Here is a 17,209-nt window from a genome sequence, read left to right as displayed (position 1 = left end):
GCGGCCTGCTCGCCACGCTGCCGCCCGCCCTGCGCGCCTACCCCCGGTACGCGAAGGACCGTGACCCGGCCGCCCACGCGCAGATGCTCGCGGCCGGGTATCCCGAGGGATCGGAGAAGCTCTGGGGAGCCCACCACGAGCGCCAGTGGGACTTCCTGCAGCGGGTGGTCCGCGAGGAGCTCGACCCCGGCTACGACGGGGCCGCCGAGGCGGGCACCCCGCTCTGCCCGGAGGGCACCGGCGCCGGGTGCGACACCGACTACGACTTCGCCTCGCGCCCGCCGGAGGTCCACCGGGCCGTCGAGCGGGTCGCGTTGACCGGCCGGATCCGGCGCCCGCTGATCAGCATCCAGGGCACCCTCGACGCCCTGACCCCGCCCTCCACCTTCGGAGACGTCTACGACCGCATGGTCACCGTCGCCGGGCGAGCGCGGCTGCACCGCTACGTACTGGTCCCCGGCGGCACCCACGTCGACGGGCTGATCCCCTACGACACGGACAGGTTGCGGCCCATGCTGCCCTCCTTCGTCTCGGCCTTCGCGGAGCTGGAGGCCTGGACCGCGAAGGGCTCGCGCACCAAGGCTGGTTGACCCCGGCCCGTCGACCCCGGCCCGTCGACCCCGAGCCGGGGTCAGCCGACGGGCAGCGCGAACAGCCGTCCGTAGCCCGTGATGTCGCCCGTGTGCGTGCCGGCCGCGTTCAGGGCCGCCCACAACAGCACCTGGTTCGCGGTGAACACGGGCCGTCCGAGCGCGGTCTCAAGGGCCTCGATCACCCGACCGCCCGCAGTCCGTTGCCGCCGATGACCACGGCCTCGGCCCGGTCGGGGACGTGGCCCGCCACCCAGTCGTGCAGATCGCCCGGCCGGATGCGGGCCTGGTCACTGGGCAGGGCGCACGGGGCCGAGAAGCACACCTCGAAGCCCGCCGCCTCGTAGTACGCCCGGCCGAGGCCGTTGAGCGCCGCGTCGAACCAGGGCGGATCGACCAGGCAGACGCGGGCGGCGCCCGCCGCGCGCAGGGCGCCGACGGCCGCGGCGCACGTGGCGACCACCGGCAGTCCGTGCGCGCGGGCGCTCAGCCGGGCGATCATGTCCGCCTCGCCCTGCGCGCCGATCACGTACGCGGAGCTGGTGAACGCGTAGGCGATCGCCGCCAGGGGGGCCACGGCCAACCGCCCGGCGGCCCCGTCGACATGGGGCGGCGCCGCGAAGTCCCGTACCGGGGCGAGCGGGATCGTCGGATCCATCGCACCGCCCTGCCGCATGGCGCCGAAAGGCACGCGCGCGGCGTGCAGGCCGACGTCGGCCGGCGCCATGGCGCGCAGTTCGGACTCCGGGCCCACGTCCCCCTGCGGAGTCAGCACGCCGAGCCGGACCCGTACGTCCCAGCCGTCGGGCCGCCAGCCCGTAGCGGGCCCGGTCATCCGGTGCACCGCGGTGCTGTTCGGTTTCGAGTCATACGGGCACTATGTCCGCATCCGCAGGCCATCGCGCGGGACACCACTCCGCGGGGCACCCCGTCCGGGGGACGCCGCTTTCACCCGTCTGCCGTGCCGGGGGGTGGTCCTCGAACCGGGGGGCGGGGATCATGGGGAGGGCCGGTCCACTTCGTCCAGGGAGTCCGTGTTGTCTTCTGCCGCGTCGTCTTCTGCCTCGTCGAGCCATGCGTCCGGGGCCTGCGAAGTCCCGCTGCTGGAGGAGACCATCGGCGAGAACCTGGACCGCACCGTACGCCGCTTCCCGGGCCGCGACGCCCTCGTCGACATGGCCGCCGGACGCCGCTGGACGTACGCGGAGCTGGGCGCCGACGTCGACGCCCTCGCCCTCGGGCTGCTCGGCCTCGGCATCCGCAAGGGCGACCGGGTCGGGATCTGGGCCCCCAACCGCGCCGAGTGGATGCTCGTCCAGTACGCCACCGCCAGGATCGGGGCGACCCTGGTGACCGTTAACCCCGCGTACCGCTCGCACGAGCTGGAGTACGTGCTCCGGCAGTCCGGGGTGCGGCTCCTGGTCGCGGCGGACCGCTTCAAGACCTCCGACTACGCCGCCATGATCGAGGAGGTCCGCCCGCGCTGCCCGGAGCTGGAGTTCACCGTGCTGCTGGACGGCCCCGGGTGGACCGCCCTGCTGGACCGGGGGCGACAGGGCGACCCCGCCGAACTCGTCAGGGCGCAGGCGGAGTTGAGCCCGTACGACCCGGTCAACATCCAGTACACCTCGGGAACCACCGGCTTCCCCAAGGGGGCGACCCTGTCGCACCACAACATCCTCAACAACGGATTCTTCGTGGGCGAGTTGTGCCACTACACCGAGCAGGACCGCGTCTGCGTCCCGGTGCCCTTCTACCACTGCTTCGGCATGGTGATGGGGAACCTGGCCTGCACCAGCCACGGCGCGGCGGTGGTCATCCCCGCGCCGTCGTTCGATCCGGCGGCCACCCTCGCCGCGGTCGAGGCGGAGTCCTGCACCTCCCTCTACGGGGTGCCGACCATGTTCATCGCCGAACTGGCCGACCCGGGCTTCGACGCGTACGACCTGTCCAGCCTGCGCACCGGGATCATGGCGGGCTCGCCCTGCCCGGTCGAGGTGATGAAGGAGGTCATCGACCGGATGGGCATGCACGAGGTGTCCATCTGCTACGGCATGACCGAGACCTCACCCGTGTCCACGCAGACGCGCGCCGACGACTCGGTCGAGCGCCGGGTGTCGACCGTGGGCCGGGTCGGCCCGCACCTGGAGGTGAAGGTGGCCGACCCGCGGACCGGGCGGACCCTGCCGCGCGGGGAACCGGGCGAGCTGTGCACGCGCGGCTACTCCGTCATGCTCGGCTACTGGGGCCGGCCGCAGGAGACCGCCGAAGCCGTGGACGCGGAGGGCTGGATGCACACCGGCGACCTGGCGGTCATGGACGACGGGGGCTACCTGAGCATCACCGGACGGATCAAGGACATGGTCATCCGGGGCGGGGAGAACCTCTACCCGCGCGAGATCGAGGAGTTCCTCCACGCCCACCCGGACGTACTGGACGTCCAGGTCATCGGCGTACCCGACGCCAAGTACGGCGAGGAGCTCATGGCCTGGGTGCGAATGCGCGAGGGCGCGCGGCCGCTGACCGCCGCCGCCGTGCGCGCGTACTGCGCGGGCCGGCTCGCCCACTACAAGATCCCGCGCTACGTCCACGTCGTCGAGGAGTTCCCGATGACCGTCACCGGGAAGATCCGCAAGATCGAGATGCGCGAGATGGCGGTCCGGCTGCTGGAGTCCTCCTCGTAGGGCGGTGGAGCGGCGGCCGGTTGGCCCGTGGGCGGCTGGCGCGCCGGGGCGGCCGTCGGCCAGGCTCGGACCATGGAACTCATGGTGGCCGTCAAGGACGGCGAAGTGTGGGCGGACGACTCGGGCGGCGCCGGGCAGCCGATCGTGCTGCTGCATCCGGGCGTCGGCGACTCGACGGTCTGGGACCCGATCCTGCCGGCGCTCACGGCGCGGCACCGGGTGATCCGCTACGACGTACGGGGCTTCGGCCGCTCGCCGGCGCCCACCTCCAACTACTCGCTGGTCGAGGACCTGCGGGCGGTGCTCGACCACTTCGAACTCGGCCGGGCGGTGCTGGTCGGCTCCAGCATGGGCGGCGCCACGGTGATCAGCCTCGCCCTGGACTCGCCCGAGCGCGTCGCGGGGCTCGGCCTGTTCTGTCCCGGTGTCACCGGCTACGCAGGGCTCGAAGTGCCGGAGCTGTTCGCCGCGATCGGGGAACTGGCCAAGGCCGGTGACGTGGACGGCCTGGTCGCGCTGGGCCGGCGCACCTGGGGCAACGCGGGAGTCGGCGACGACCCCCAGGTCACCGCCCAGCTGCGCTCCGCGATCCCCGGCTGGTTCGCCAACCAGCCCCACCAGGTGCAGGACGCGCCCGCCTTCGACCGGCTCGGCGAACTGGACGTCCCGTGCGTGATCGCCCTCGGCGAGCAGGACCAGCCCGAGGCGGTCCGGTGCAACGAGGACATGGCCGCGCGGATCCCGGGCTGCAGGCTCGTACGGATCGCCGCCAGCGACCACTACCCGGCGCTGCGCGAACCGCAGACCGTGGCCGGGCTGGTCCTGGAGCTGTGCGAGGGCCTCGGCTGACCCCCGCCGGCCGGCTGCCCGGCCGTGCGGCGGAACCGGAGGGTGCGGGCGGGCGTCGTCCACCGGACGGATCCGAGCAGAGGCGGCGGGCAGTGGAACAGGTGGAAGGGGCCGCGGCGGCGCCGGCGGAAACCCGTGCGGCGGCGGCGCCGGCGGGGCCCCGGTGGCTGTCGCCGCGGCGGGGGCGCGTGCTCGGGGCGCTCGCCGGGCTCGTCGCCTGCCTGCTCCTCTTCCACCGGGCGGTGCCCGATGTCGCCGGGCGGCCGGGCAGTCTACTGGAGACGTTCCTGCCGTGGCTGGGCCTGAGCGTCCCGGTCCTGCTGGGACTGGCCCTGCTGCGCCGCTCGGCGCTGGCGCTGTGCGCGCTGCTGCTGCCGGCCACCGCGTGGCTGGTCCTCTTCGGCGGCCTGCTGCTGCCCGCGCAGGGCCCGGCCCACGACCTCGTCGCGGTCCAGCACAACGTCAGCGACGAGAACCCCGATCCGGCCGGTACCGCACGGGCGTTGGCGAAGGTCCGCGCCGACCTCGTCGCCCTGGAGGAACTGACCCCCGCCGTCCTGCCGCCCATCGAGGCGGCCCTGGCCGCGGACTACCCGTACCGCGCGGTCCACGGCACGGTCGGCCTCTGGTCGAAGTACCCGCTGGCGGACGTGCGGCCGGTGGACATCCGGCCGGCCGGGGTGGGGGAGGACTGGAACCGCGGTCTGCGGGCGACCGCGAGCACGCGGCGGGGGGACGTCGCCGTGTACGTCGCGCACCTGCCCTCGGTCCGGATCGGCCCGGCGAGCGGGTTCCGTTCCGCGCGCCGGGACGAGAGCGCGGAGCTGCTCGGCGCCGCCATCGCCGCCGAACCGGTCGAGGCGGTCGTGCTGCTGGGGGACCTCAACAGCACGGTGGACGACCGCGGTCTGGATCCGGTCGCCCACCGGCTCAGGGCCGGGGGAACGGGGTTCGCGTTCAGCTGGCCCGCGGCGTTCCCCGTGGCCAGGATCGACCAGGTCATGACCCGGTCGGCGACCGTCACGGAGCTCTGGTCGCTGCCCCCCACGGGCAGCGACCACCTGCCCATCGCCGCCCGCATCCGGCTCTGAGCCGCCGCCGTACGGGGTCAGGCGATGGAGCCGCCGCCGTCGACGAAGAGGGTCGTGCCCGTCATGTAGGCGTTGTCCGCGACCATCGCGATCGCGGCCGCCACGTCCTGCGGCTCTCCCACCCGGTTCACGGGCAGGCGCTGGGCCGCCGCCTCGTACATCGCCGCGCGACGGTCCGCCGGCAGCGCGTCCCACAGGGGCGTGCGCAGCAGCCCGGGCGATACGGCGTTGACGCGGATCGGGGCCAGTTCCAGGGCGAGCCCGCGGACCAGGGCCTCCAGGGCGGCGTTGATCGCGCTCTGCAGTGCGGAGGCCTTGCCGGGGCGTACGGAGAGGTATCCCGCGACGAAGGTGAGGGAGCCCGCCGGGTCCACGGAGACGGCGCGCGCGAGCCGGTAGGCACCCCAGAACTTGCTGTCCATCGCCGCGTACGCGTCCTCCAGCGGCAGGGTGTCCACGCGGCCCATCGGCGTCTCGGCCGCCGAGACGACCACGTGGTCGAAGGTGCCGGCGGCCTTGGCGAAGGCGGCGATGCCCTCGGCGTCGCGCAGGTCGAGCACCTGCCCGTCGGCCGTCGGGCCGAGGACCTGGACCGCGCGGCGCACCTTGTCCTCGCTGCGGGAGACGACGGTGACGCCGGCCCCGCGGGCCGCGAACTCACCGGCGGCCGCCAGTCCCACCCCGGAGGTGCCGCCTGCGACGAGCACGCGTCGGCCCTGGAATCCTGTGGTCATGCTGCGCCTCCTGTGGCGTGTTCGGTGGTGTGTTCGGTGGTGTGTTCGAAGATGTCGGAGAGGTCGGCCGAGCGGGTACGGGCGTAGCTCGGCCGGTCGAGCTCGGTGATCTGCACCGACACGTCGCAGTCCGTCTCGGCGAGGGCGCGGCGGAAGTGCTCGCGCAGGACCGCCAGCGCGGTCTCGCTCACGGCGGTGCGCAGCTCGGGAGACTTGCCGCCGAAGGTGCGGATGTCGAGGTTCACGAAGGCCTGTTCACGGCTTCCGTCGCCGATGAAGTACACCTGCGCCCGCCCGGCACGGCTCTTGAAGTCCTGGAGGCGGAACCCGCCCGCCTCGGCGAGCGCGGTGTGCAGTTCGGTGAACAGCTCCGCCGGGTCGGGGGTCTCCCGTACGTTGCCGGAGTATTCGAGTACGAGGTGGGGCATGGGGTGGCTCCTTACGCGTTCTCGGTGGCAGGGGCGGCGGCCGGCGCCGGGCGCGGGGCCGCGGCCTTGGCGGTGGCGCCCACGGCGCGGCGTACACCGGTGGCGCTCAGGACAGCGGCTACGGCGAGGGCGACGGCGGCCAGGACCAGGGCGGCCCGCAGACCGGACAGGAAGGCGCCGCCGGGCGTGGCGGCGCCCACGAGGATCCCCATGACGGCGACGCCGATCAGTCCGCCGATCTGGCGCGAGGCGTTCAGCACGCCCGAGGCGATGCCCGCGTTGCCCGGGTCGACGGCGGAGAGCATGGCGTTGGTCATGGCCGGGACGACCAGGCCGATGCCGGCGCCCGCGACCAGGAACTGGGCGACCAGGGCGGGGTAGGAGGCGGAGCCGACGGCGGGCAGCATGGTGAGGTAGCCGACGGCGGCCAGGGTGCTGCCGCTGATCAGGACGGTCCGCGAGCCGAAGCGCTTGACCAGGGGCCCGCAAGCCAGGTTGGCGATCATGATGGTGGCGGTCATGGGCAGGAAGGCGAGCCCGGCGACGATGGGCGAGTAGTCCCAGGCTTTCTGGAAGAAGAGGCTGTAGACGAAGATCAGGCCGTAGAAGGAGAAGTTCACCAGGACGCCGATCAGCGAGGTCGCGGTGAACGCGCCCCGGCCGAACAGCGTCAGGGGCAGCATGGGGTCCGAGCTGCGCCGCTCCACGAGGATGAAGCCCGCCAGCGCCAGGACGAACACCACCAGGCAGGCGACGACGAGCGGCGCGCCCCAGCCCAGCCCGTTGGCCTCGATGACGGCGGCGGTCAGCGCGCCGAGCGTCACGATCGCGAGGAGCTGTCCGGGTACGTCGAAGGAACGCGCGGGGCGGCCGGCCGCGGCGGCGGTGCGGGGGGCGCTGGTCTGCGTCAGCCAGACGCCGGCCGCGGCGATGGGCACGTTCACGAAGAAGATCGAGCGCCAGCCGAACTGGGAGATGAGCAAGCCGCCGACCACGGGCCCGAGCGCGAGGGCCAGTCCGCCGGACGCGGCCCACAGGCTCACGGCGCGGGTGCGCTCCGCCGGGTCGGGGAAGGCCTTGTTCACGATGGAGAGCGAGGACGGCACGATCATCGCGGCGCCCACCCCCTGGAGGATCCGGGCGATGACCAGCGCCACCAGGCTGTCGGCGGCGCCGCAGGCGAAGGAGGTGACGGCGAACAGGGCGAAGCCCACCTGGAAGATCCGCTTGGGGTCGAAGCGGTCTCCCATCGCCCCCGCGGTCAGCAGGAACGCGGCGAAGGTGAGGGTGTAGCCGTTGATCACCCACTCCAGGCCGGAGAGGCTGCCGCCGAAGTCCTCGCTGAGGGCGTCCGTCGCCACGTTGACGACGCTGACGTCGAGGATGACGACGACGAAGCCGAGGCAGGCCGCGAGCAGGGTCAACTGCCGCTTGAGGCCGGAGCTCCTGGCGTCGGAGTGTTCCGGGTTGTGAGGTTCAGACATGAATCGTCCTCGGATGGAATGGAAGAGGAGGCGGCGAGGCGGGTGGGATCCTCGTCGTCGTGACGCCCTGGGGGATCGCGCGCAGGGGCGTACGGAAAGCCGCTCGAGTAGACTGTTCGATGAAGCGTGAACACAAAGAAGTGTATGCCCACCATCGAACACTTAGCAATCCGGCCCAGGAGGCGCCATGACCGCAGAACAGCCCCCGGCGCCCCGGCACCGCACCCCGCCGGAGCACACGCACCCCCGGGACGTCCCGCTGCAGACCGCCCTGGCCGCCCTCGCCGATCCCGTACGGATCACGCTCGTACGGGAGATCGGCGAGGCGGACGACTGGGCGCGCGCCTGCGGCAGCTTCGACGTCCCGGTGCGCAAGGCGGCCCTGAGCCACCACTTCGCGGTGCTGCGCTCCGCCGGGCTGATCGAGCAGCGGGACAACGGGGCCAAGCGGTTCAACCGGCTGCGGCGGCCGGAGTTCGACGAGCGGTTCCCCGGACTGCTGGACCTCGTACTGCGGGAGGCCCCGGACGGCGGGGATCCAGCGCCCGCGCCCTGAGCAGCTCCGCCGTCCGCAGGACGACCGCGCGGTCCACGCTCGGGGCGCCGTAGGCCAGGGACAGGCCGAAGGTGCCCCGGAGCGTGGACAGGTGCAGCACCACCGCGTAGTTGGCCGCGGTCCGGTTCACCACGGTCCGGAACTGCGTGACGTGGTGCGCGTGCGGGCCGAGGGCTGCATCGACGACGCCGACGTTGGTGATGCAGATCCCCGGTGCGCCGTCCCGCTCGGCCAGGGAGCGCACGGCCGCACGTATCTCGGCGTGGCCGCGGGCGGGCGGCCGCCACCGGGTGTCGGCCGCCCGGAAGGCGGACCGGTACCGGTCCGCGTTGGCCGCCAGCCCCTCGTCCCCGAGTCGCAACGGGGCCCGCACGACGCCGATCCGGCAGCCCGGGTCGGACAGGAACCGCTCCTGCTCGCCGCGGGCGCGCAGGGACACGGCGGTGAACATCTCCACCTCGGTCCGGCCGGTCGCGGCGGCGAAGGCCTCCGCGAGCGCCGTCGCGAAGAACTCGTTGACGGTGACGCCCCGCTCCGCGCAGTACGCCCGGACCTCCGCGGACTCGGCGGCCGAGAGGTCGAGCGCCGCGTAGTCCGCCCGGCGCTCCGCCCAGGGCGCCACCGCGTCGAAGGGCACCGGCGGCGCGGCCGCCGCGGCGGGCGCCGGGGCGACGGCGGGCTCGTACCGCGGCGGACGGTAGGTGAACGGCACCTCGCGCGAGGGGAGTTCCGCGGGGGCCGCGGCAGGTTCCGGCGCGGGGCCGAAGAGGTGCCCGAGCAGCGCACCCGCCATGACCCCGGTCGTGAACCCGTCCGAGATCGCGTGGTTGCGGGTGAAGAAGAGGTGGGTCACCCCGCCAGCGACGTCCTCCAGCGCCCGCAGCCGCCACAGGGCGCCGCCGGTCGCCAGTACCTCGTTGAGCTCCTCCCTCAGCACCTGCCCGGGCGAGCGGCCCGGAGCCAGTACCCCGTGGCGCACCTGCTCCGGGCCGGGCGGCGGGCCCGCCTGGAACCACAGCCCGCCGTCCGCCGACTCCCCGATCCGCAGCGCCAGTACGGGAAGCCCCCGCCCCCAGGCCGCCGCGGCCCGGTCGAGCTCGTCCGGGCCGAACCGGCGCGCGACGGCGAGGTGCGTCGTCACCTGGGTGCTGCCGCCGAGCTCGGCGTGCATGTACGCGAACGACGCCTCGATGTCGTCGAGTTCCCGCAGCGCGTGCGCGGGCCTCACAGCCAGTGCACCGGGTTCGTGACCGTGACGCCGTGGTCCGGGAACTCGAGCGAGAGCACGTCGCCGTCGACGATGGTGAACCCGGCGTGGAAACTGCTCCGGTCGGCGCCGAGGAACACGTAGTGCACGGTGCCCGGGACGCGCAGCCCGGGGTGGGAGAAGAGGTTCCCGGTCATCGACTCCACCGGGTAGTGCAGGGCGTCCAGGCCGGTCCTGAACTCCCCTTCCCACGCGGTCCGCCCGGCGCGCTCCACCGTGACCCGCCCGGTCACCCGCCGCGGCGGCTCGCCGGGGAAGAACCAGGGGGAGACCGAGGCCTCGCACAGCTTGGCGTACGAGAGGTGGGCCCGGTTCTGCCGGAACCGCCCGATGTCGGTCAGGTCGTTGCCGAAGGTGTGGCCGAGGTAGGCGGGCTCGCCCTTCTCGTCGGTCCGGTAGACCAGGACGACTTCGGCCTCCTCGCAGATGGCCACGGACCCGGCCGGCACGCCCAGGGGCTCGCCGCAGACGCGCAGGGCGCTGCCCGGCCCCTTGAAGAACCAGTTCGGGTGCTCGGGACCGGCCGCCTCGCCCTCGGCGGCCACCTTGACGTTGTGGGTCTGCATGAACCCGCCCGCGACGGCGGTGCCGGGCGCGTCCGGCAGTACGGGCGGACGCGGGCGCACCGAGCCCCGGGCCGCGGCCGGTATCAGCCGCCCGGGGCCCGAGCCCCGTACGGCCTCGGCGAAGGCGTCCGGGGAGCCGCCCGCGTCGAGCAGGGCGAGGGCGGTGTCGGCGGGGGCGGGGAACAGGAGCAGCGGCTCGCCCGGGGGCGTGTCGTCGAAGCAGACGAACCGCTTGCCCTCGTAGGAGCATTCGAAGAAGGGGGTCATGACGGACGTCCTCCCGGGACGGACCTGGTGACGGGGGAGTGGGCGGGGCGGAGGTGCGGGGCAGGCGGCCCGCTCATTCCATGAGGATCTCGACGAGCGCCGGCTTGCCGTGCTCCTTGATGTACGCGACAGCCCGCGCGACGGCCGGCGCGATGTCGGCCACCGCCTCGACCCGGGGCAGCGCGTGGATGCCGTAGGACTGCGCGAGGGTGACGAAGTCGACGGGGTTGTCGTAGAAGCTCGTCGCGATGTGGGCGCGGTCGATGTCGCGGTCGCGGTTGCCCGCGACGCGGGCGGCGTGCTGGGTGGAGTTCAGGTAGAGCCGGTTGTTCATGACGACGACCAGCAGCGGGACGTCGTAGGCGGCCAGCGTCCACAGTGCGCTCGGCGTGTACAGCAGGTCGCCGTCGGCCTGGAGGTTGATGCAGAGCCGGTCCTCGTCCTTGAGGGCGAGCGCGGCGCCGACCGAGGCCCCGAGGCCGTAGCCGAGCCCGCCGCCGCCGTTGAGGCCGAGGTAGCTCTGCGGCCGCTCGATGGGCCAGAGCTTCTTGACCCAGCCGTCGATGGTCAGGCTGCCGGTGTTGGCGAGGACCCACTGCTCGTCGCGCACCGCGTGGTGGATCTCGTCGACCGCGGCGGCCACGTTGATGACCTCGCGCCCCTTGGCGGCATCGGCCTGCTCGGCCCAGCCCGTCCGCGCCCGGGTGTGGACGGCGGCGATCGTCTTGGCCCGGGCGTCGCGCCGCTCGGCGAACGAACGGGAGGCGAAGGGGCCTTCGGGGTCCAGGGCGGCCGAGCGCAGCGCGGTGAGCGTGCCCAGGCTGTCCGCGACAACCGACTCGGCGACCGGGACGAACTGCTGGTAGTCGGCGGCCCACTTGCTGGTCAGCAGGTCGTTGGAGCCGACGGTGACGACGTGGGCGCCGTTCGCCGGGATGCCCTGGTCCGTCAGCTCCAGGAACGAGCCCAGCGCGCCGACCAGGTCCTGCACCTCCAGCGCGATGACCAGATCGGCCTCCCGCAGTACGCCGGTGTCCGTCGCGCCGCTCAGGTTCAGTTCGTGGGTCGTGGGGAAGTTCATCCGGTTGCCCCGGTCGACGACCGCGAGGCCCAGCGCCTCGGCGAGCGCGATCAGCTCGGCGACCGTCCGGGGCTCCCGCCCGGAGAAGTCCGTGATCAGCACGGGGAGTTCCGCGTCGTGCAGCCGCCGCACGAGGTCCCGTACGGTCTCGGGCGCGGGGCCCGGCAGGGCGGCGGGGCGGGTCGCCTCGGCGGGCAGCAGCCGTACGCCCTCCTCGACGGGCTGCTCCTGCACGTCGAAGTCGAGCGCCACGAACACGGGCGCCTGGGCCTCGGTCCGGGCGAGCTTGAAGGCGCGGTAGAGCGACTCGATCGTGCCGCGCTGGCTGGTGGGCTGGTCGCACCACTTCACGTAGTCCTTGACGACGGACTCGATGTTCTGCGAGGTGTGGATCCAGTCGATCCAGGGGCGGCGCTTGGCGGCGTCGATCGGGCCGTTGCCGCCGATGACCAGCAGCGGCACCCGGTCGCACCATGCGTTGAAGATGGCCATCGAGGCGTGCAGCAGGCCGACGTTGGCGTGCACGAAGACGGCCATGTGCCGGTTGCCCGCCTTGTGGTAGCCGTGGGCGACCGCGACCGCAATCTCCTCGTGGCAGGCCATGACGATGCCCGGGGCGATGTCGGCGTTGCCCTCGTGCACCAGCGAGTCGTGCACCCCGCGGAAGGAGGCGCCGGGGTTGAAGGACACCAGGTCGATGTCCTGCTGCCGCAGGAAGTCGACGACCAGGTCGGAGAAGTAGGCCGTCACGTCCGGACCTTCGTTCGCGGGTCCGGAGTCGGGGGATGCCACAGTCTGTTGCCTTCGGTGAATGCGAGCACCGCGTAGGGTCCGGCGCTCGGGTCGAGCTCCAGGCCGAACCCGGGGGTCTCGACGGGGGAGATGGTGTTGGCCGTGCGGTCGACCGCCGGCCGGGGCGAGACGACCATGCGGTCGAAGAACCGGTCGCTCTGACCGGCCTCGACGGTGAGCGCGTCGGGGTTGGCGAAGGCCAGCGCCCGGCCCGCGTTGATCAGCGGTCCGACCTCGGCGACCTGCACGCCGATCTGGAAGGCGATGCCGTGCTCGCGGGCGAAGTCGACGACCCGGGCCGAGCGCAGCAGCCCGCCGCACTTGGAGACCCGGACGTTGAACGCGTCGCAGGCACCGCTGCGCAGCGCGGTGTGAGCGTCGGCGGGGCCGCTGAGGGACTCGTCGAGCATCACCGTGGCACCGGTGGCGCGGCGCAGCTCCCGCAGGTCGGCCCAGGAGCGCTGGGGCAGGGGCTCCTCGAAGAGGTCGGCGCCCGCGTCCCGCAGCCGGCCGACCAGGCCGGCCGCGGTGTCGGGGGTCCAGCTCATGTTGGCGTCGACCATGACGGGCACGGACTCGCCCAGCCGGTCCCGGACCGCGGCCACGGTCCGGACGTCGCGGGCGGGGTCCTCGGAGGCCTTGATCTTCACGAAGTGGAAGGGGCCCCGGGTGTCGAGGAACTCCTGCGGATCGGTGCCCAGGTCGAGCACCTGCGAGACGGGCAGCGCGGCCGGGCCGACGCCGCCGGTGGTGCCGTCGGTGGTGCCCGCCCGGCCGGGGAGCAGCGCCCCGGCCGGGGTGCCCAGGCGCCGCCCGAGCAGGTCGAGTACGGCTGTCTCCAGCAGGCACAGCAGGTTGTTGCCGCCGGTGATGCCGAAGGTCTGCTCGAAGCCCGCCGCGTGCAGGGCGCCGAGCAGCTCCGCGGGGTCGGTGGTGCGCAGCCGCGCGAACAGCGGCCCCAGGTCGACGAGTTCGAGGGCGGCCCGTACGGAGCGGCTCGTCTCGCCGGTGACGTACGGGCGGGGCGCGCATTCGCCGGTGCCGTGGTGTCCGTCGACGCTCAGGCGCAGCAGCAGGCTGTCGGAGCTCCGGCGGCGGGCCGCCGGATGGTCGAAGCCCGTCCGCATGGGCTGGGTGACGTGGTGGAGGAGCGCTTCAGCCACGGTGCTCCAGCCCCGGCAGCAGCGTGAACGCCGAAGTCCAGTTGACCAGTCTGCGGCGGACGCCCGTGTAGAAGAGGTAGTGCTTCTCCGTGGGGAACTTGTGGAGCGAGCCCCGGCCCCGGGTCATCTCGATGTACGTCTTGTGCGCGTCGTCGAGGTCCACGATCGGGTCGGCGAGCCCCGACACGAACGCGGTCGGTACGTCGGGGAGTTCGCGCTCCGCGTTCATGTAGTACTCCTCCAGGCGCAGGAGTACGGCTCGGGAGCGCCGGGTGAGCGTGCGCACGGCGAGGTCGTCGTGGTCGATGTGGCTGCGGTACTTGGGGTCGTCGGTGAAGTCGGCGGAGTCCAGTCCCGCGTCCCAGGGGTCGGTGCTGTCGTCCGCCGCGAGCGCGGCACGCTGCTCGTCCGAGAGGGTGGCGTGCAGCCTGCCAAGCCACGTCGAGCAGAACACCGCGCCGTCGTAGGGGACCTGGAAGGCCGGGTCGTGCAGCAGGGCGGCCATGAACGAACCGCCGAGGCAGTGGCCGAAGAGCGTGAGCGGGACGTCCGGGCCGATCTCCGCGCGGACGGCGGCGACGGCGGCCGCGTAGTCGTCCAGCAGGGTCCGGGCGTCCGGTATGTCGCTGCGCTCGCCGTCGCTGATGCCGCTGCCGCGCCGGTCCAGGACGTAGAAGGCGATGTCGTTGTCGGCGAACTGGGCGCCCGCCTCCCAGAGCCAGCCGGCATGGCTCTGCAGGCCGTGGAAGTAGAAGACCGCACCCTTCAGGGTGCCGGGCCGCCAGACGTGCAGGGCCAGGTCCGCGCCGGGCCGGCGGACGGTGATGATCTCCCTGCGGGTGCTCTGCGGCGCCCTGGTGAGTTCGAGCATGTCAGTTCTCCCCCTTGTCTCGGTCCGCGGCTCCGGTGATCTCGGAGACGAAGGCGATGTCCTGCTGGAACGGCTTGTACTTGTACTGCGTGGTGTTGCCGAGGGTCCGGCGGCTCTCGAAGTACGTGCCGACGGCGCCCTGTGCGACGGGCAGCACCTCGATCGGGTCCAGACGGCCGCTCTCGCGCTTGGACGCGTACTCGATGTTGATCAGGCCGAGCTGTTCGTCGATCCGCTCGGAGAGCGCCGCGCCGAGCCCGGCGGTGAGCTCGGCGCCCGTCTCGACGACGGCCACGTAGTGCGGCGGCTCCGCCCAGCGGGGCCCGCACAGGTAGAGGCCCATGTCCACGCCGAGCAGCCGGAAGCCGCTCTCGATCGCCTCGGTGACCTGCGCCTCGGTGATCTTCTCGCCGGTGAAGGAGTGGAAGACCCCGCTGCGGCGTACGAAGTGCACCCACGGCACGCCGTCGTCGACGCGGTCCACGTGGTAGATGTCCCCGGTCCACAGCCGGTACAGGCCGTTGCCCTGGGACATGATCAGGTGGTAGTCGCGGCCTGCCTCGACCTCGTCGAAGAGCAGGGTGCTGACCGTGCCGCCGCCCTCCAGGATCTCCCCGAGCGGCACGTCGGCCGGTACGAACTCGAAGAACGCCTGGCTGACCGCGAGGGGCTGGGAGTGCGTCGTACCGTCGACGGGGATGGTGGTGACACCCTCCGTGCCGCAGGTCATGAACGGCAGCTTGTCGACTCCGGGCAGTACGGCGTCCAGCTTGCCGCGGTACAGGCCCGCCGAGGCGGAGAGCCAGCAGCTGTAGAGGGTCAGGGACGGCCAGACGTCCTTGAGGCTGAAGGACGGGTCGCGCAGGACCGCCTCCAGGTGCGCGGCCGCCGCCTCGTCGGGCTCCCCGTACGGCTCGCCCTCCAGCGTGCCGGCGCGCAGGTCCGCCACCAGCCGATCGCCGTGCACGGCGATCAGGTCCCGCAGCGACACCAGGGTGCTGGGGTTGATCGCGGAGATGTAGTGCAGCCCCTGCCCGGCCAGGTGCCTGACGCGGTGGTACATCCGGCCCTCGTGGGTGGTGGGCGTCTGCGGCCCGAACCACGGCGCGTCGTACCACGGCGGGTTCCAGTCCAGGCTGTTGATCTGCGGATGGCGGTTGCTGATCGCCTGGTGCTCGACGCCGTGCACGAAGTCGAGCACGTCCTCGCGCACGGTCTGGGTGTCCAGCGTGGCGTGCGGGTGCGCCAGCAGCTCGGGGTGCTGCTCCAGGTAGGTGCCCCACATCGCCTTCATCGCGGGGATGCGGTAGGTGAGCAGCCAGTGCAGGGTGTACGGGACCCGCTTCGGCGTCCCGGTCGTGCCGCTGGTCTTGAGCCAGCGCAGCACGGGGCTGCAGCTGAGGATGCCGCCCTTGGTGCGGGTCTCGCGCTCGATGGGCTCGGCGAAGTCGTCGTACCGCATGATCGGCAGGACCTTGCGGAAGGCGGCCGGCTCATGCCGCACGGCGTCGTAGCCGTTCTCCTTCCAGTGCAGGGAACCCGCGCTGAATTCGATGATGTCGGCCAGGACGCGCGCCTGGGCGGCGGCCGGGTCGCGCAGATCGGCGAGGAGGTCGGCGCGGGCCCGCCGGCATTCCTCGGCGAACGGTCCCTGGCGGTCGGACCAGTGTTCCTGCCAGGGTGCCCCGTTGAGTGTGGCCATGGTTGCGATGCACTCCGATGTGTGGTGGAGGGTGCGTTGGGGAGGGGTGCGCGGCGCGGGTGGGCGCCGCTCAGCGGTCGATGAGCGCCATCATCCGGTCGTTGTAGCGGGGGCCGGCGACCTTGCCGGGCGCCGCGACCTCCTCGATCCGGGCGAGCAGTTCGGCGTCCAGCACGACCGAGGCGGCCCGGAGGTTGTCCTCCAGGTAGGTACGGCGCTTGGTGCCCGGGATCGGCACGATGTCCTCGCCCTGGTGCAGCACCCACGCGATGGCGAGCTGCGCCGGAGTGAGGCCGTGCTCCTCGGCGAGGGCGCGGATGCGTCCGGCGATGGCCATGTTCTGGTCGTAGTTCGAGCCCTGGAGGCGCGGGTCGTGGCTGCGGAAGTCCGTCTCCGGGTAGCTCTCGGCCCGGTCGACCGAGCCGGTCAGGAAACCGCGTCCGAGCGGGCAGAACCCGACGAGCCCGATGCCGAGTTCGCGCAGCAGCGGCAGGACGCCGTCCTCCAGGTTGCGCTCCCAGACGGAGAACTCGCTCTGGACGACGGACAGCGGGTGCACGGCGTGGGCGCGGCGGATGGTGCTCTCGCTGGCCTCGCACAGCCCCAGGTAGCGCACCTTGCCCTGGGCGACCAGCCCGGCCATCGTGCCCACGACCTCCTCGATCGGGACGTCCGGGTCGACGCGGTGCTGGTAGAGGACGTCGATGTGGTCGGTGCGCAGGCGGCGCAGCGAGGCCTCGACGACCTCCACGATGTGGGCGGGCCGGCTGTCGACCGGAGCCGTGGTGCCGTCCTTCAGCTTCATGGGGAAGCCGAACTTCGTGGCGATGACGGCCTGTTCGCGGCGGCCCTTGAGGGCGGCGCCGATCAGCTCCTCGTTGTCGTACGGGCCGTAGGCCTCGGCGGTGTCGAGGAGGGTGACGCCCAGGTCCAGGGCGCGGTGGAGGGTCAGGATCGATTCGGTGTCGTCGGGGGTGCCGTACCACTGGCTCATCCCCATGCAGCCGAGGCCCATGCGTGAGACCTCAAGACCCTGACGGCCGAGCTTCGTGTGCTCCATCGGTGCGTGCTCCGTTTCGCTTCG

17 protein-coding genes are annotated in these 17,209 nt (G+C 72.8%); 5 read left to right on the top strand and 12 right to left on the bottom strand.

Annotation, left to right across the window (positions count from 1 at the left end; translation table 11 throughout):
* The first annotated feature begins 83 nt into the window (after window positions 1–83).
* Window positions 84–590 (top strand): hypothetical protein, encoded by a 507-nt coding sequence (locus AB0M99_RS21250; RefSeq protein WP_365922598.1) that lies wholly within the window; start codon window positions 84–86, stop codon window positions 588–590.
* A gap of 41 nt (window positions 591–631) precedes the next feature.
* Here the strand turns inward: AB0M99_RS21250 and AB0M99_RS21245 are convergent, their stop codons facing one another.
* The gene (locus AB0M99_RS21245) at window positions 632–775 is read right to left on the bottom strand and encodes a hypothetical protein (RefSeq protein WP_365922596.1); all 144 of its coding nucleotides are present in this window, start codon (window positions 773–775) and stop codon (window positions 632–634) included.
* A complete protein-coding gene (locus AB0M99_RS21240; RefSeq protein WP_365922594.1) occupies window positions 772–1,425 on the bottom strand; it encodes a maleate cis-trans isomerase in 654 nt (217 codons plus the stop codon). Before AB0M99_RS21240 ends, AB0M99_RS21245 begins: the two co-directional genes overlap by 4 nt.
* A gap of 202 nt (window positions 1,426–1,627) precedes the next feature.
* Between AB0M99_RS21240 and AB0M99_RS21235 the strand changes: the two genes are divergently transcribed.
* The 3 genes from AB0M99_RS21235 to AB0M99_RS21225 all read left to right on the top strand — a co-directional run bounded on the left by AB0M99_RS21235 (window position 1,628) and on the right by AB0M99_RS21225 (window position 5,214).
* The gene (locus AB0M99_RS21235; protein ID WP_365922592.1) at window positions 1,628–3,274 is read left to right on the top strand and encodes an AMP-binding protein; all 1,647 of its coding nucleotides are present in this window, start codon (window positions 1,628–1,630) and stop codon (window positions 3,272–3,274) included.
* A 72-nt stretch (window positions 3,275–3,346) separates the two neighbouring features.
* On the top strand, window positions 3,347–4,123 hold the full coding sequence (locus tag AB0M99_RS21230) for an alpha/beta hydrolase (protein ID WP_365922590.1): 777 nt from the start codon (window positions 3,347–3,349) through the stop codon (window positions 4,121–4,123).
* A 167-nt stretch (window positions 4,124–4,290) separates the two neighbouring features.
* The gene (locus tag AB0M99_RS21225) at window positions 4,291–5,214 is read left to right on the top strand and encodes an endonuclease/exonuclease/phosphatase family protein (protein WP_365922691.1); all 924 of its coding nucleotides are present in this window, start codon (window positions 4,291–4,293) and stop codon (window positions 5,212–5,214) included.
* 17 nt (window positions 5,215–5,231) lie between these two features.
* Here the strand turns inward: AB0M99_RS21225 and AB0M99_RS21220 are convergent, their stop codons facing one another.
* From AB0M99_RS21220 to AB0M99_RS21210, 3 genes are read right to left on the bottom strand one after another with little or no spacing between them, the layout of a single operon-like run.
* Window positions 5,232–5,948: an SDR family oxidoreductase gene (locus tag AB0M99_RS21220; protein WP_365922588.1), complete on the bottom strand. Its 717-nt coding sequence runs from the start codon at window positions 5,946–5,948 to the stop codon at window positions 5,232–5,234.
* Window positions 5,945–6,376, bottom strand: coding sequence for a 5-carboxymethyl-2-hydroxymuconate Delta-isomerase (locus AB0M99_RS21215; protein ID WP_365922586.1), 432 nt, complete (start codon window positions 6,374–6,376; stop codon window positions 5,945–5,947). The genes AB0M99_RS21220 and AB0M99_RS21215 overlap by 4 nt, the downstream gene beginning before the upstream one ends.
* An 11-nt stretch (window positions 6,377–6,387) precedes the next feature.
* Window positions 6,388–7,860: an MFS transporter gene (locus tag AB0M99_RS21210; protein ID WP_365922584.1), complete on the bottom strand. Its 1,473-nt coding sequence runs from the start codon at window positions 7,858–7,860 to the stop codon at window positions 6,388–6,390.
* Window positions 7,861–8,047: 187 nt separating this feature from the next.
* Here AB0M99_RS21210 and AB0M99_RS21205 point away from each other — a divergent pair, with 187 nt between their 5' ends.
* Entirely contained in the window at window positions 8,048–8,416 is a 369-nt protein-coding gene (locus tag AB0M99_RS21205) for a transcriptional regulator (protein ID WP_365922582.1), read from the top strand.
* Here the strand turns inward: AB0M99_RS21205 and AB0M99_RS21200 are convergent.
* The 7 genes from AB0M99_RS21200 to AB0M99_RS21170 all read right to left on the bottom strand — a co-directional run bounded on the left by AB0M99_RS21200 (window position 8,313) and on the right by AB0M99_RS21170 (window position 17,185).
* On the bottom strand, window positions 8,313–9,644 hold the full coding sequence (locus AB0M99_RS21200; RefSeq protein ID WP_365922580.1) for a hypothetical protein: 1,332 nt from the start codon (window positions 9,642–9,644) through the stop codon (window positions 8,313–8,315). The genes AB0M99_RS21205 and AB0M99_RS21200 overlap by 104 nt on opposite strands.
* The gene (locus AB0M99_RS21195; protein ID WP_365922578.1) at window positions 9,641–10,516 is read right to left on the bottom strand and encodes an FAH family protein; all 876 of its coding nucleotides are present in this window, start codon (window positions 10,514–10,516) and stop codon (window positions 9,641–9,643) included. Before AB0M99_RS21195 ends, AB0M99_RS21200 begins: the two co-directional genes overlap by 4 nt.
* Window positions 10,517–10,589: 73 nt before the next feature.
* A complete protein-coding gene (locus tag AB0M99_RS21190; RefSeq protein ID WP_365922576.1) occupies window positions 10,590–12,347 on the bottom strand; it encodes a thiamine pyrophosphate-dependent enzyme in 1,758 nt (585 codons plus the stop codon).
* A complete protein-coding gene (locus tag AB0M99_RS21185; RefSeq protein WP_365922574.1) occupies window positions 12,344–13,552 on the bottom strand; it encodes an enolase C-terminal domain-like protein in 1,209 nt (402 codons plus the stop codon). The genes AB0M99_RS21190 and AB0M99_RS21185 overlap by 4 nt, the downstream gene beginning before the upstream one ends.
* Window positions 13,545–14,423: an alpha/beta fold hydrolase gene (locus AB0M99_RS21180; protein ID WP_365922572.1), complete on the bottom strand. Its 879-nt coding sequence runs from the start codon at window positions 14,421–14,423 to the stop codon at window positions 13,545–13,547. The genes AB0M99_RS21185 and AB0M99_RS21180 overlap by 8 nt, the downstream gene beginning before the upstream one ends.
* 1 nt (window position 14,424) lies before the next feature.
* Window positions 14,425–16,125, bottom strand: coding sequence for a GH3 auxin-responsive promoter family protein (locus tag AB0M99_RS21175; protein ID WP_365922570.1), 1,701 nt, complete (start codon window positions 16,123–16,125; stop codon window positions 14,425–14,427).
* A 70-nt stretch (window positions 16,126–16,195) separates the two neighbouring features.
* Window positions 16,196–17,185, bottom strand: coding sequence for an aldo/keto reductase (locus AB0M99_RS21170; protein WP_365922568.1), 990 nt, complete (start codon window positions 17,183–17,185; stop codon window positions 16,196–16,198).
* Between the last annotated feature and the right edge of the window lie 24 nt (window positions 17,186–17,209).

Origin of the sequence: Streptomyces sp. NPDC051183 (genome assembly GCF_040682455.1) — a bacterium.
Taxonomy (GTDB): Bacteria; Actinomycetota; Actinomycetes; order Streptomycetales; family Streptomycetaceae; genus Streptomyces.
Note: the sequence above shows the minus strand (reverse complement) of the source record. Positions and strands in the feature narration are given on the sequence as shown.

Bases quoted from the DNA above. Each gene is read 5' to 3' on its own strand.
- AB0M99_RS21195 (WP_365922578.1), bottom strand. From the start codon at position 10,516: ATGACCCCCTTCTTCGAATGCTCCTACGAGGGCAAGCGGTTCGTCTGC.
- AB0M99_RS21230 (WP_365922590.1), top strand. From the start codon at position 3,347: ATGGAACTCATGGTGGCCGTCAAGGACGGCGAAGTGTGGGCGGACGAC.
- AB0M99_RS21215 (WP_365922586.1), bottom strand. From the start codon at position 6,376: ATGCCCCACCTCGTACTCGAATACTCCGGCAACGTACGGGAGACCCCC.
- AB0M99_RS21175 (WP_365922570.1), bottom strand. From the start codon at position 16,125: ATGGCCACACTCAACGGGGCACCCTGGCAGGAACACTGGTCCGACCGC.
- AB0M99_RS21210 (WP_365922584.1), bottom strand. From the start codon at position 7,860: ATGTCTGAACCTCACAACCCGGAACACTCCGACGCCAGGAGCTCCGGC.
- AB0M99_RS21220 (WP_365922588.1), bottom strand. From the start codon at position 5,948: ATGACCACAGGATTCCAGGGCCGACGCGTGCTCGTCGCAGGCGGCACC.
- AB0M99_RS21180 (WP_365922572.1), bottom strand. From the start codon at position 14,423: ATGCTCGAACTCACCAGGGCGCCGCAGAGCACCCGCAGGGAGATCATC.
- AB0M99_RS21170 (WP_365922568.1), bottom strand. From the start codon at position 17,185: ATGGAGCACACGAAGCTCGGCCGTCAGGGTCTTGAGGTCTCACGCATG.
- AB0M99_RS21240 (WP_365922594.1), bottom strand. From the start codon at position 1,425: ATGACCGGGCCCGCTACGGGCTGGCGGCCCGACGGCTGGGACGTACGG.
- AB0M99_RS21205 (WP_365922582.1), top strand. From the start codon at position 8,048: ATGACCGCAGAACAGCCCCCGGCGCCCCGGCACCGCACCCCGCCGGAG.
- AB0M99_RS21250 (WP_365922598.1), top strand. From the start codon at position 84: ATGCTCGCGGCCGGGTATCCCGAGGGATCGGAGAAGCTCTGGGGAGCC.